Below are 13598 nucleotides of genomic sequence, written 5' to 3' on the forward strand. Positions count from 1 at the left end.
GCGCTTTTCCGCTTTTTGCCTGCCGCCTGTAGCCTGCTGCCTGTAGCCGCTCTTATCATGTCGTCTTTCCCAGCCAAACCGATTCCGATCATGGCCGATAGCGCTTACTTCACCCTCCTCGATCACGAAGGCCTGCTCGCCGTGCGCGGCGCGGACGCGGCCAAGTTCCTGCAGGGCCAGGTGACCTGCAACCTCAATTACCTGAGTGCCAGCCAATCGAGCCTCGGCGCTCGCTGCACGCCCAAGGGCCGCATGCTGTCGAGCTTTCGCATCGTCCCGGTGGACGACGGCTACCTGCTGGCCATGGCCCGCGAGCTGATCGAGTCGCAACAGGCCGACCTGCAGAAATATGCGGTGTTCTCCAAATCCAAGCTCGGCGATGAAAGCGCCGCCTGGGTCCGTTTTGGCCTGGCCGGCGGCGACGCCGTGCTCAGCGAACTTGGCCTGCAACTGGGAGCTGCCAGCGACGCCATCACCAGCGCGGGGCAGTTGATTGCCGTACGCCTGAGCGATGGTCGTGCCGAGCTGTGGGCTCCAGCCACCGAGGCGGAGCAATTGCGAGACCGCCTCGCCGCCCTGCTGCCGCAAGCACCTCTGAACGACTGGCTGCTGGCTCAGGTACGCGCGGGTGTAGGCCAGGTGTTCGGCGCCACGCGTGAGCTGTTCATCCCACAGATGATCAACCTGCAGGCCCTGGGCGGCGTGAGTTTCAAGAAGGGCTGCTACACCGGGCAGGAGATCGTCGCGCGCATGCAGTACCTGGGCAAACTCAAGCGCCGCCTGCAGCGCCTGCGCCTGGTCGCCGAAGCACTACCGGCCGTCGGCGATGAATTGTTCTCCCCAGTGCATGGCTCCAGCGTCGGCGAAGTGGTGCTCGCGGCCCAGGCCGGCGATGCCATCGAACTGCTCGCCGTGCTTCAGGAAGACGCCGTGAACGACGGCCGCATTCATCTCGGCAGCAGTGATGGCCCGGCGCTGACCCTGCTCGATCTGCCTTACCAGCTGGATGCCGACAAGGAAATCCAGCGCTGATTAACGTCCTGGCGCCGCCGCATCGGGCCGCCTATAGAGAGCCTTTAATGAGCAAGCTTGCTGAAAAAGTCCAACAGGAACTGATCCATGCCATCGAGAACGATGAGCTGGTGCTGCCCACCCTGCCCGAAGTGGCGCTGAAGGTTCGCGAAGCCGCAGAAGACCCCAACGTGGGCATCCCACAGATCAGCAAGGTGATCGGCAACGATGCTGCCCTCACCGCGCGCATCATCAAGGTGGTCAACAGCCCACTGCTACGCAGCAGCAAGGAGATCACCGACCTGCAGATGGCAGTCAGCCGCCTGGGCATCAACTACACCTGCAACCTGGCCACCGGCCTGGCCATGGAGCAGATGTTCCAGGCCACCAGCGACGTCGTCGACCGCAAGATGCGCGAAGTGTGGAACAAGAGCACTGAAATTGCCGGTATCTGCCACGTGCTGTGCCGCCACTACACGCGCCTGATGCCGGACCAGGCCACTCTCGCCGGCCTGGTGCACCAGATCGGCGTGCTGCCGATTCTCACCTATGCCGAAGAACACAACGAGCTGCTGGCCGACTCCATCAGCCTCAACCACGTGATCGAGCAGATCCACCCGATCATCGGCGACAAGATCCTGCGTACCTGGGAGTTTCCAGAGCCCATCGCCGTCGTGCCCAGCCAATATCTGGACTTCAGCCGCAACTCGTCCAAGGTCGACTACGTCGACATCGTCCAGGTCGCCACCCTGCAGAGCTACCTGGGCAGCGAGCACCCCTACACCCAGCTCGACTGGAGCAAGGTACCAGCGTTCGCCAAGCTCGGCCTGGACCCGCAGGTCGATATGCAGGCCGACGAAGACATGTCGGCTGCGATGGAAGCAGCAATGAGCATGCTGCAATAAATACATCTCGCCATGGATGGCAAGAAAACTGTCGGGAACAATTTTTGACGTCGCCGCGCGACAGCCCGAAGGGTGATCTACAGGGATGTAGGTGACAAAATGCCTCTACACTCAAGTCGATCGCCTGAGGAAGTAGAGCCATGCGTTATGCATTTGTCCTGCTCGTCCTGTTGTGCGGCAGCCTCCAGGCTGCCGAGCAAGTACGCCTTACCAACGGCGAATGGCCACCCTATCAGGGCGAAAGCCTGCCCCACCAGGGTGTCGCGTCACGCATCATCGCCGAGGCGTTCGCGCTGCAGGGCATCGACGTGCAATGGGAGTTTCATCCCTGGGCGCGCTCTCTGAAAATTGCTGAGCAGGGCCTGCGCCCAGGCAGCGCCGTCTGGTTCTACAGCCCTGAGCGCGCAGAGCACTTTCTCATCAGCGACGCGGTAATCGAAAGCGGCTATCACCTGTTTTATCGCAAGGATTTCGCCTTCGACTGGCGCAACATCAAGGATCTGCGCGGCCTGCGCATCGCCGTGACACGTGGCTATGATCACGGCGACGCCTTTCGCCGCGCCGAAGCGGCCGGTGAACTCCAGGTGGTGCGCCTGACCAGCGATGAACAGGGTCTACGTCAATTGCTCGCCGGGCGCATCGATCTGTTTCCGGTCGACAAGGTGGTAGGCTTCGACCTGCTGCACCGAAAGTTCACTGCCACCGAGCGCCAGCGCCTGAGCTTTCACCCCAAGCCGCTGCACAGCGCCAGCATGTATCTGCTGCTATCGCGCAACGTGCCTGGCAATGTCGAGCTGATGCAGCGCTTCAACCTCGGCCTTAAGCAATTGCGCGACAGCGGCAAGGTTTCCCAGTACCTGATGGAGATTCAGCAGCCGCTAAGCCTCACTCACTGACAGCGGAAATTCGACGCGCACCCGCAGGCCGTGCGGCTGCGCCTGATGCAGGCTGATTCTGGCCTGATGGGCGCGGCAGATCTCACCGACGATGGCCAAGCCAAGGCCCGCACCATTGCCCAGATTGCTGCGCCTATAGAAGCGCTCGAAAACCTTCTCGTGCTCGGCTTCGGGAATGCCCGGGCCGTCATCCTCGACCTCCAGCACGGCTGGCGACAAGGCGCGGATGATCAGATTGCCACCGGCCGGTGTATGCGCCAGCGCGTTATCCAACAAATTGCTCAACAGCTCATTGAGCAGCGTTGGCTCGCCATCGATCCACACCGGCTGCTCAGCCTCCAGCGCCAGCGCAACGCCACGAGCGTGAGCTAGGGGCGCCATGGCCAGGCCCAGCTCACGCGCCAGCTGACTGAGATCGATGCGCTGCGCGCCGCCCTCGGTAATGGCCCGCGCACCGCTCTCGATACGCGCCAGCGACAGCAGCTGGTTGGCCAGCAAGGTGAGGCGGTCCCCCTGCTGCGCCGTCTGTTCCAGCGTGCTGCGCCACTCCTCGGGTTGCTCGGCACGCAAGCCCAGGGCAATGCGCGCCTTGAGCGCCGCCAGCGGCGTACGCAACTCGTGGGCCGCGTCGGCAATGAACTGCGACTGACGCTCGAACAACCCCTGCAAGCGCTCGTTGAACTGGTTGAGCGTTTCCACCAGCGGCAGCACCTCACGTGGCAGCCCCCCGTCCGGCAGCGGCTGCAGGTCATCGCTGGCCCGTTCGGCCACTTCCCGGCGCAGCGCTTCCAGCGGGCGCAAGGCCAGGTTCACCGCCAACCACACCAGCAACAATGCGCTGACCGAAAGCAGACCCATGCGCCATAGGGTGCCGATCAGCAGCTCACGGGCCATGCGCTCACGCGCGCCCTGGGTTTCCGCCACGCGGATTTCAGCAATGCCATTGAGCTGTGGCTCGCTGACCGGCTGCAGCAGACTGACCACGCGGACACCCTGATTGCGGTACTGGGCATCGTAGAAATGCGCCAGTGCCGGATAGTCATCGGTGCGCGGCGTACCCGGCGGCGAGGGCGGCAGGTCCTCGTAACCGGAAACCTGATTGCCCTGCAGATCGAGCACCTGGTAGTAGATACGCCCGGCGCTGTCGTAAGCGAAGGTATCCAGCGCTACGTAAGGGATATTCGCGCGCAGCCGGCCATCCTCGGTATACAGTCCATCGGCCACGGCCCGCGCCGACGCCAGCAGCGTGCGGTCATAGGCCGTATCCGCTGCACGGCGGGCACTCCAGTAGGCACTGAAGCTGCTCAATAGCAGGATCAGCGACAGCAGCAGTGCCAGACGCCGCAGCAGACGCCCGCGCAGGCTGACACCACGGTTCATGCCTCGACCGCCTCCAGCAAGTAGCCGAGACCGCGGAAGGTGACGATACGCACGGCGCTGCCTTCGAGTTTCTTGCGCAGGCGATGAATGTAGATCTCGATGGCATCCGGGCTGGCGTCCTCGTCCAGGCCGAACACCTGCGCCGCCAGTTGCTCCTTGCTCATCACCCGGCCAGGCCTGGCGATCATCGCCTCCAGCACCGCCTGCTCACGGGCGGTGAGGCTAAGGGCCTCGCCACCGAGGCTGAAACGGCGAGCGCCGAGGTCGTAGACCAGATCGCCACAGCGCTGCAATTGCTCGCCGCCGAGCACGCTGCGCCGCAGCAACGCTTTGACCCGCGCTTCCAGCTCGGTCAGCTCGAAGGGCTTGGCCAGGTAGTCATCGGCGCCGAGGTTAAGCCCGTGCACGCGGTCCTTGACCTCGCCACGTGCAGTCAGCATCAGCACCGGCAGGGTCTGGCCACGGTCGCGCAGACGCGCCAGCACGGCGAAACCGTCCAGGCGTGGCAGGCCGATATCGAGAATCGCCAGCGCATAATCCTCGCTGGAAAGCGCTAGATCAGCCGTGACGCCATCGTGCAGCACGTCCACCGTCCAGCCGGCGCCTTTCAGCGCCTGGGCCACGCTTTCCGCCAATTGCGGATGGTCTTCGACCAGCAGAATCCGCACCGCTACCTCCAACTGCAGCATCGTTAAAGGCGCGCAGTTTAGCGCCGCTACGCCTGCTGTGAATTGCTCAAATGCCAAAGCGGCAAACGAAACGGTATCCGCGCAGCCCTGCGCTGGTAACGCTGAAAAACTTTTCACCATGAAAGCCTAGCGAAAGCTTGCCCTCATAGCATCGATCAAAGGTGGCTCGATCCACCTGCTCAAGCGACCTGGCAGTGGTGCCAGGTGGCGACAAGAACAAAAATGGAGACCACATGATGCTCGCAGCCTCACGCCAGGCCCTGCCGCCTGTCCGCCTGCTCTGCCTGGCAATCGCCGCCACCGGTGCTGCCCCCCTCGCCAACGCCGCCTTCATCGAAGACAGCACCGCCAGCCTCACTGCCACCAATATCTACCTCAACCGTGACTTCCGCGAAGGCTCCGGCCAGAACAAGCGCGAAGAATGGGGTCAGGGTTTTCGCCTCGACCTGCAATCGGGCTACACCGAAGGCACCGTGGGCTTCGGCCTCGACGCCATGGGCCTGCTCGGTATCAAGCTCGATTCGGGTCGCGGCCGCACCGGCACCGACCTGTTGCCCGTTCACGACGACGGGCGCTCCGCCGACGAGTTTAGCCGCATGGGCCTGACCGCCAAGGTCAAGGTCTCCGCCACCGAACTGCGCTACGGCTCCCACGTGCCGGAACTGCCGGTGGTCAAGGCCAGCGACAGCCGCCTGCTGCCGCAGGTGTTCGAGGGCGGCCTGCTGACCTCTTCCGAACTCGAAGGCCTGACCTTCACCGGCGGCCGCCTGGACAAGGTCATCGACCGCGCCTCCACCAACGAAGAAGACATGGTGCTCAACAGCAAGAACCGCCGCTTTGCCGGTGGCGTCAGCGCTGACCACCTTGACCTGGCCGGTGTCGACTACAAATTCGCGCCCGGTTTCACCGGCCGTTACTATTTCGCCGATCTGGACGACATCTATCGCCAGCATTTTCTCGGCCTGCTGAGCAGCCACAAGGTTGGTGCCGGCACCCTGAGCAGCGACCTGCGCCTGATCTACAGCAGCGACAGCGGCGCCGCCAAGGCCGGCAAGGTCGATAACCGCGCCATCAACGCCATGGTCAGCTACGGCCTGGGCAACCACAAGGTTGGCCTGGGCTTCCAGGACATGAGCGGCGACACCGGCTTCGCCTACATCGACGGCAGCGATCCGTTCCTGATCAACTTCGTGCAGATCAACGATTTCGCCAACGCCGACGAACGTTCCTGGCAGGCTCGCTACGACTACAACTTCGCCGGCATCGGCGTTCCCGGCCTGACCTTCATGACCCGCTACATCCGCGGTGACGACGCGCGCATCGCCGGCTCCGACGAGCGTGGCGGCGAATGGGAGCGCGATATCGAATTCAAGTACGTGGTGCAGAGCGGCCCGCTCAAGGACCTTTACGTACGTGTACGCAACGCCAGTTTCCGCTCCGACTTCGCCCGCGATGCGGACGAGAACCGCGTCATCGTCGGCTACACGCTGCCAATCTGGTAAACAACAACAAGACTCGCGAGGAATCACCGTCATGAAATCCGTCCTGACCCGCGCCGCGCTGGCAACCGCCTGCCTGGCCTTTGCCGGCCAACTGCTGGCTGCCGAACCCAAGCGCCCCGAATGCATCGCCCCGGCCAAACCCGGTGGCGGCTTCGACCTGACCTGCAAGCTGGCCCAGAGCGGCCTGAAGGATACCGGCCTGCTCAAGGCGCCGATGCGCGTCACCTACATGCCCGGCGGCGTCGGCGCCGTGGCCTACAACGCCGTGGTCGCCCAGCGCGCCAAGGACCCGGGCACCATCACCGCCTTCTCCTCCGGCTCGCTGCTCAACCTGGCCCAGGGCAAATTCGGCCGCTACGACGAGAACGCCGTGCGCTGGCTGGCCGCCATCGGCACCGACTACGGCGCCATCACCGTGCGTGAAGATGCCCCTTGGAAGAACCTCAACGAGTTGGTCGAGGCTCTGAAGAAGGACCCGACCAGCGTGGTCTTCGGCGCTGGCGCGACCATTGGCGGTCAGGACTGGATGCAGACCGCGCTGATCGCCCGCGCTGCCGGTATCGACCCGCAGTCGCTGCGCTACGTGGCCTTCGAAGGCGGCGGCGAAACCCTCACTGCCATGCTCGGCGGCCACGTACAGGTCACCTCCAGCGGCCTCGGCGAAGTCACCCCGCAACTGGCCGCCGGCAAGGTGCGCATCCTCGCCGTACTGTCCGACGAGCGCCTGCCGGGCAAGCTGGCCGATATCCCCACCGCCAAGGAACAGGGTTTCGACATCAGCTGGCCGGTAATCCGTGGTTTCTACATGGGCCCGCAGGTCAGCGACGAGCAGTTCGCCTGGTGGCAGCAGCAGTTCGAGCAGATGCTGGCTCGTGACGACTTCGCTGCGCTGCGTGAGCAACGTGACCTGTTCCCCCTGTCGCTCACCGGCGACGAGCTCAACGCCTTCGTCCTCAAGCAAGTGCAGGAATACAAGGCGCTGGCCGGCGAGTTCGGCCTGGTCCAGTAACACTCCTGCGTAATCCGCGCTCGGCCACCATCCAGTGGCCGGCGCTCCTGAGGTAAATCTCCATGTACGTTCGCCTGTTCTCCGCGATCTGGCTGCTGCTGTGCGCCTGGCTCGCTGTCATTGCCTGGGGTTTCCAGGCGCCCTTTGCCTACGACCCGGTCGGCCCGCGCGCCTACCCACTGCTGCTTTTGGCGCTGATGGGCAGCGGTAGCCTGTGGCTGATCTACAAGCCCGGCATGCTCGAGCAGCGCCTGGACATTCCAGCTGCGCTGCGCAGCGCACTGTGCGTGGTGGTTCTGCTGGCCTATGCGCTGACCTTCGAGCCGCTGGGCTTCGTCATCAGCACCGCCCTGGCCACCTTCGCCCTTGGCCTGCTGTTCACCGGTCGCCTGCTGCCCTGCGCCATCAGCGCGGTGCTGATGGGTGTGCTGCTGTACGTATTGTTCGATCTGCTGCTGGACGTGCCCCTGCCGCTCGGCCTGCTTGAAGCCTTCGTGGAGAGCTGAAATGGAAACCCTTAACTTCCTCATGCAGGGCTTCGACGTCGCGACCCGACCGACCAACCTGCTGGTGGCGCTGTTCGGCGCCTTCGTCGGCACCGTGGTCGGCCTGCTGCCGGGCCTCGGCCCTATCAACGGCGTGGCGCTGCTGCTGCCGCTGGCGTTCGCCCTCGGCCTGCCGCCGGAAACCGCACTGATTCTGCTCGCTGCCGTGTACCTGGGCTGCGAGTACGGCGGCCGTATCTCCGCCATCCTGCTCAACGTGCCGGGCGACGCCGCGGCCATCATGACCACCCTCGACGGCTACCCGCTGGCCCGTCAGGGCAAGGCCGGCATCGCCCTGTCGCTGTCCGCCGTCAGCTCCTTCATCGGCAGCATCATCGCCACCTGCGGCGTGGTGCTGTTCGCCCCGCTGCTGGCGAAATGGGCGGTGGCCTTCGGCCCTGCCGAATATTTCGTGCTGATGGTGTTCGCCATCGCCTGCCTCGGCGGCATGGTCGGCGACAAGCCGGTCAAGACCCTGATGGCTGCGCTGATCGGCCTGGCCCTGGCCACGGTGGGGGTGGATTCGACCACCGGGGTGTATCGCTTCACCTTCGACAGCGTCAGCCTGTCCGATGGCATCCAGTTCGTCATCGTGGTGATCGGCTTCTTCAGCGTCAGCGAAATTCTCCTGATGCTGGAAAAGACCCACGGCGGCCAGAAAGCGGTGAAGGCCAGCGGCCGCCTGCTGTTCAACTTCAAGGAGTTCTGCCTGAGCTTCTGGACCATGATCCGCAGCGCCCTGGCTGGCTTCGTCATCGGCACCCTGCCCGGTGCCGGCGCAACCATTGCCAGCGCCATGACCTACATGACCGAGAAGCGCCTGGCCGGCAACAAGGGCCGCTTCGGTGACGGCGACCTGCGCGGCCTGGCCGCTCCGGAAGCGGCCAACAACGCCTCGGCCTGCGGCTCGCTGATCCCCATGCTGACCCTCGGCGTACCGGGTTCGGGTACCACGGCGGTGATGATCGGCGCGCTGACGCTGTACAACATCACCCCCGGCCCGTTGCTGTTCGAACAGCAACCGGACGTGGTCTGGGGCCTGATCGCCTCGCTGTTCATCGGCAACGTCATCCTGCTGGTGATGAACATCCCGATGGTCGGCCTGTTCTCGCGCATGCTCAGCGTGCCGAACTGGGTGTTGGTACCGGCGATCACCGTGGTCAGCATGGTCGGCGTCTATGCGGTGCACAGCACCACCTTCGACCTGGTACTGATGATCGTGCTCGGCGTGTTCGGCTACATCCTGCGCAAGCTCGATTTCCCGCTGTCGGCGCTGATCCTCGGTTTCGTGCTCGGCGAGCTGATGGAAGACAACCTGCGCCGCGCGCTGTCGATTTCCGCCGGTGACCTGGGCATCCTCTGGGGCAGCCCGATCACTCTGGTGCTGTGGGCACTGGTGGTGCTGATGCTGGCCCTGCCGGGCATTCGCTGGATACGCCGCCGCAAGCAGATCAAGGCCGGGGCCGATGCCGCTGCCGCGTGATCTCTGGGTGACGCCGCTGGCCGGAGTGGTCGGCGGCTACCTGGCCAGCCTCGCCGGCTGGCCTTTGCCGTGGATGGTCGGATCCCTGCTGGCGGTGATCGCCGTGCGCTGCCTGGCCGACCGCCCCTTCAGTGAACTGCCGGGCGGGCGCAAGGCCGGCCAGTGGCTGGTGGCCAGCGGTATCGGCCTGCACTTCACCAGCGAGGTGCTGGAACAGGTGCTGAGCCATCTGCCGGTCATCTTCATGGGTGCCTTCGGCACGCTCCTGCTCAGCCTGATCGGTATCGCCATCCTGCGCCGCGCCGGCGTCGACCGCGCGACCGCCTTTTTCGCCAGCATGCCTGGCGGCGCCAGCGAGATGGTCAACCTGGCCCTGCGCCACGATGCGCAGCCCGCGCGCGTGGCGGCGGCACACAGCCTGCGCCTGCTGCTGGTGGTGCTGCTGATTCCGGCGCTGTTCACCTGGGGCCTGCCCGAAGCCAGCGCACCGCCGCGCGCAGCGGTGGACTGGATCTGGCTGATCGGCCTGCTCGCCGCCGGCGCCGTGCTGGCAGCGCTGTGGGGGCGCCTGAAACAACCCAACCCCTGGATGCTCGGCCCGCTGATCGCCTGCGCCGTGGCCAGCGCCAGCTTCGACCTGCATCTGGGTATGCCGCAGGGCATGGGCCAACTCGGCCAGTGGCTGATCGGCAGCGCCTTGGGCTGCCACTTCGACCGCGCCTTCTTCCGCAGCGCGCCGGGTTTTCTCGCCCGCGTGCTGGTGTTCACCCTGCTGGCCATGCTCGCCGCTGCGGGTCTCGGCGAGATGCTCGGCTGGCTGGCCGGCGAAGATCATCTGTCGCTGATGCTGGGCATGATGCCCGGCGGTATCACCGAGCTCTGCCTGACCGCCGAAGCGTTGCAACTGTCGGTGGCGCTGGTCACCGCCCTACAGGTGCTGCGGCTGTTTCTGGTGATGTTCCTCGCCGAACCCTTATTCAAGCTCTGGTGCAAGTGCCACGCTTAGCCCGCCATGTGCGGGCTTTTTTTTGCACGCCTGGCTATGTGGCAAGGAAAAAGCTCGCGGCTGAAGCCCCTCCCACAGCCGTAGGGTGCGCCGTGCGCACAAGGGCTACCACTGCAACTGCAGTTCGCTCTCGAACTCGCGCAGGTGGCCGCTGACTGGATCAACGAAACGCAGACCATGCGCCAGCAGCTTGAGTGGCTTGTCATAGTCGTCCGGCTGGCCGCGGCTGTCGTGCAGCTCGGGGTAGAAATCATCACCGACGATCGGCGCGCCGAGACCGGCCAGGTGCACGCGCAGCTGATGCTTGCGCCCCGTCACTGGCGACAGGCCGTAACGCCATAGGCCACCGCGCCGCTCCAGCACCTCGATTCGGGTTTCGCTATTGGCCTCGCCCGCGACTTCCTGCATGCGAAAGAAAGGCTCGCCATCGACCATGCGCGAACGGTGCAGGTAGGGAAACTGCAACTGCGGCAACGCCGGGGCTATGGCCTCGTAGCGCTTTTCCACCGCACGCTGGCGAAACAGCGCCTGGTACTGGCCGCGACTGGCCGGGTTGACCGAGAACAACACCAGGCCGGCGGTGAGCCTGTCGATGCGATGGATCGGGACCAGGTCTGGATTGCCGGTGCGCTTGATCAGGCGCGCCAGCAGGGTCTGCTCGACATATTCGCCTGCCGGCATTACCGGCAGAAAATGTGGCTTGTCGGCGACCAACAGGTGCTCGTCCTGCCATAGCACCTGTTCGACGAAGGGGATCGGCGTCTCGTTCGCCACCTCACGGAAATAGCGCACCTTGAGCCCAACCTGATAGGGGTGCGTGGCATCGATGGGTGCACCACCGGCATCCAGCACCCGACCGCGCGCCATACGCTGCAACCAGGTGGCGCGATCGATGGCGGGAAAGTGATCGCACAGGCAGTCGAGGACCGTGGCCCAGTCGCCCTGTGGCAGATGAAGAGTACTGGGACGCATGAGGGGGCTGGGCATTGCAGAGGCTGCTCGATCGGACCGGACGGGCGAATTAGGCCGCACTCGCCAGGCTCAGTCAAAGCAAACGGCTTGAGCCAGGGGCGCGCTGTGGCTATGGTGGCCGCTCGTATTTGGAGAGACCCATGTCCATCACCCGCTCCCTGCTCACCAGCGTCGCCCTACTCCCGCTTCTGGCCGCCTGCCAGGTCTACACCGGCAAACCGGAAGGGCCGCCTCCGGCCACCCGCCTGCAGGGTCAGGTACAGCTCGACAATGGCCAGCTGGTTTTCATGCCCTGTCAGGAGCAGCGCCGCTTCGTACTTGTAGATGGCGACGGTACCGGTATCGAGCGGGAAGTGACGCGACTCGGCAGCGATGGCCAGGCCAGCCTGTTCGCCGATCTCGGCGGTCATCTGGGTGGCAGCCAGGGCAAAGGCAACGACGGTCGCTTCGAGGTCAGCCAGATCTATCGCCTGCAAGGTGAAGGGCACGGCTGTGACGACCTCAACTTCAAGCGCCTGGCCCTGCGCGCCAGTGGCAACGAACCGTTCTGGCAACTGGAAGTCGGCAGCAAAGGTCTGGTCCTCAACCGCCCCGATCACGAGCCGCTGGCCCTGCCCTACCTGGAAGAACAGATGCCGGACGGCCGCCTCAACTTCAGCAGCGAGGCCAACGGCCAGCGCCTCGATCTGTGGGTCGCCCCGCAGCGTTGCGTCGACGGCATGAGCGGCGCGGTCAATCACCTCAGTGCCGAACTGCGTCTCGATGGCCAGGTGCTGCGCGGCTGCGCGCACTTCGGTGCCCTGCGCAACTGAACCTCGCGATACCGATGCACAGCATCGGCAAGCCGGACAAATGGCCCCGCCGAACTATGGGTGCAACACCTTTCCCGTCTGACACCCGCAGTGGCACTCGCGTCGGGGCCGCTCATCCGAGCCCTGGCGCGAGACGAACACCAAGGTTTTCTCCATGCCTCATCCCGCCTCAACGGCCTCTGACCAGTCCGACTCCCCGCCCGCCGCATGGTGGGCCGTCGTGTCGCTCGCCTTTGGCGCCTTCGGGCTGGTGACCGCGGAGTTCCTGCCGATCAGCCTGCTCACGCCGATGGCGACCGAGTTGGGCGCCTCCAACGGTGTCGTGGGCCAGGCCATTACCGCTACGGCGGTGGTCGCTGCATTTGCCGGCCCACTCGTGGTGCTGGGTTCCGGCCAACTGGATCGCCAGAAGATCGTCTGGGGCTTGATGGTGGTGCTGGTGCTTTCCAGCGTCCTTTCGGCCTACGCCGAGACCGTCACCGTCCTGCTGATTGCACGCGGCATGCTGGGCTTCGCCCTTGGCAGCTTCTGGGCCATGATGACCGCATTGGCCCTGCGCCTGGTGCCGCCCGACAAGGTGCCGAAAGCCATCTCGATCATCCTCATGGGCATTTCCTTCGCCACGGTATTCGCCGCTCCGCTAGGTGCCTTCCTGGGTGATCTGTGGGGCTGGCGCATGACCTTCCTCGCTGCATCCGGCATTGGCGTGGTGGCGCTGGCGATCCAGATGCTGACTTTGCCCAGACTGCCGGCGGCCGCTGCACCGGGGCTGGCTTCGTTCAAGGCCGCATTGTCGCGTCGCGCGGTGGTCATCGGCCTGGTCACCGGTTTGCTGGTCATTTCCGGGCACTTCGCCGCGCTGACCTTTATCCGCCCCTTTCTCGAAGAGGTGCCGCGTCTAGACGTCGCCACCGTCTCTTTGACCCTGCTGGCTTTCGGTGTCTGCGGTTTTTTCGGCAACCTGATCGGAGGCATCGTCGCCGCGCGCAGCCCGGCGTGGGCGGTGGCCAGTTGCTCGTTCCTGATCACCCTAGTGGCGCTTGCATTGGTGCTATTCGGTGCCGAAGTGAATGTCGCGCTCGTGGCGACCGCGCTGTGGGGCTTCGCCTTCGGCGCCTTCCCGGTATCGATCTCGGTCTGGAATGCGCGGGCAGCTGCCGACCACGCCGAAAGCGCGGGCGCGCTGCTGTCCTCGACCTTTCAGGTGGCCATTGCCGCAGGGGCGGTACTCGGCGGGCTGATCATCGAAGGCCTTGGCCCGCAGGCGGTGATTCTCTATGCCGCTGTGGCAACCCTGGCCGGCGCCGCCCTGATGTTCGCGCGCGGCCGCGCACTGAAAAGACGCTGAGTACCGCGCGTCGGTTCAGCCCGCGCCTGGTTGGCCTAAT

At 64.9% G+C, this 13598-nt stretch carries 13 protein-coding genes; 10 read left to right on the forward strand and 3 right to left on the reverse strand.

Annotated elements, in window-relative coordinates; all coding sequences use genetic code 11:
• The first annotated feature begins 90 nt into the window (after window positions 1-90).
• The 3 genes from B2U07_RS04985 (at window position 91) to B2U07_RS04995 (ending at window position 2812) form a co-directional block, all read left to right on the forward strand.
• Entirely contained in the window at window positions 91-1032 is a 942-nt protein-coding gene (locus B2U07_RS04985) for a YgfZ/GcvT domain-containing protein (protein WP_275545319.1), read from the forward strand.
• Window positions 1033-1079: 47 nt separating this feature from the next.
• Window positions 1080-1916: an HDOD domain-containing protein gene (locus tag B2U07_RS04990; protein WP_296276123.1), complete on the forward strand. Its 837-nt coding sequence runs from the start codon at window positions 1080-1082 to the stop codon at window positions 1914-1916.
• Window positions 1917-2056: 140 nt separating this feature from the next.
• The gene (locus tag B2U07_RS04995) at window positions 2057-2812 is read left to right on the forward strand and encodes a substrate-binding periplasmic protein (RefSeq protein WP_296276124.1); all 756 of its coding nucleotides are present in this window, start codon (window positions 2057-2059) and stop codon (window positions 2810-2812) included.
• Here B2U07_RS04995 and B2U07_RS05000 read toward each other — a convergent pair.
• Together B2U07_RS05000 and B2U07_RS05005 are read right to left on the reverse strand one after the other, a co-directional pair.
• Window positions 2795-4192, reverse strand: a complete 1398-nt coding sequence (locus B2U07_RS05000; RefSeq protein ID WP_275544487.1) for a sensor histidine kinase — start codon at window positions 4190-4192, stop codon at window positions 2795-2797. The two genes, B2U07_RS04995 and B2U07_RS05000, sit on opposite strands and share 18 nt — an antisense overlap.
• A complete protein-coding gene (locus B2U07_RS05005; RefSeq protein WP_197856049.1) occupies window positions 4189-4860 on the reverse strand; it encodes a response regulator in 672 nt (223 codons plus the stop codon). Before B2U07_RS05005 ends, B2U07_RS05000 begins: the two co-directional genes overlap by 4 nt.
• A 257-nt stretch (window positions 4861-5117) precedes the next feature.
• Here B2U07_RS05005 and B2U07_RS05010 point away from each other — a divergent pair, with 257 nt between their 5' ends.
• The 5 genes from B2U07_RS05010 to B2U07_RS05030 all read left to right on the forward strand — a co-directional run bounded on the left by B2U07_RS05010 (window position 5118) and on the right by B2U07_RS05030 (window position 10426).
• Complete coding sequence (locus B2U07_RS05010; protein ID WP_275545318.1) at window positions 5118-6383, forward strand: OprD family porin; 1266 nt, start codon at window positions 5118-5120, stop codon at window positions 6381-6383.
• Between the two features lie 31 nt (window positions 6384-6414).
• Complete coding sequence (locus B2U07_RS05015) at window positions 6415-7392, forward strand: Bug family tripartite tricarboxylate transporter substrate binding protein (RefSeq protein WP_197856051.1); 978 nt, start codon at window positions 6415-6417, stop codon at window positions 7390-7392.
• 62 nt (window positions 7393-7454) lie between these two features.
• Window positions 7455-7898, forward strand: coding sequence for a tripartite tricarboxylate transporter TctB family protein (locus tag B2U07_RS05020; RefSeq protein WP_275544486.1), 444 nt, complete (start codon window positions 7455-7457; stop codon window positions 7896-7898).
• A gap of 1 nt (window position 7899) precedes the next feature.
• Window positions 7900-9420: a tripartite tricarboxylate transporter permease gene (locus B2U07_RS05025; RefSeq protein ID WP_197856053.1), complete on the forward strand. Its 1521-nt coding sequence runs from the start codon at window positions 7900-7902 to the stop codon at window positions 9418-9420.
• The gene (locus B2U07_RS05030) at window positions 9404-10426 is read left to right on the forward strand and encodes an AbrB family transcriptional regulator (protein WP_275544485.1); all 1023 of its coding nucleotides are present in this window, start codon (window positions 9404-9406) and stop codon (window positions 10424-10426) included. Before B2U07_RS05025 ends, B2U07_RS05030 begins: the two co-directional genes overlap by 17 nt.
• A 105-nt stretch (window positions 10427-10531) precedes the next feature.
• Here the strand turns inward: B2U07_RS05030 and B2U07_RS05035 are convergent, their stop codons facing one another.
• Window positions 10532-11413, reverse strand: coding sequence for an RluA family pseudouridine synthase (locus B2U07_RS05035; RefSeq protein ID WP_275544484.1), 882 nt, complete (start codon window positions 11411-11413; stop codon window positions 10532-10534).
• A 125-nt stretch (window positions 11414-11538) separates the two neighbouring features.
• On the opposite strand from B2U07_RS05035, the gene B2U07_RS05040 reads away from it, so the two are divergent.
• Together B2U07_RS05040 and B2U07_RS05045 are read left to right on the forward strand one after the other, a co-directional pair.
• Window positions 11539-12210, forward strand: a complete 672-nt coding sequence (locus B2U07_RS05040) for a COG3650 family protein (RefSeq protein ID WP_275544483.1) — start codon at window positions 11539-11541, stop codon at window positions 12208-12210.
• A 220-nt stretch (window positions 12211-12430) separates the two neighbouring features.
• The gene (locus B2U07_RS05045; RefSeq protein WP_275544482.1) at window positions 12431-13558 is read left to right on the forward strand and encodes an MFS transporter; all 1128 of its coding nucleotides are present in this window, start codon (window positions 12431-12433) and stop codon (window positions 13556-13558) included.
• Window positions 13559-13598 lie beyond the last annotated feature (40 nt).

Source organism: Pseudomonas sp. UBA7530, from assembly GCF_002479365.1.
In the GTDB taxonomy this organism is placed as follows: Bacteria; Pseudomonadota; Gammaproteobacteria; order Pseudomonadales; family Pseudomonadaceae; genus Aquipseudomonas.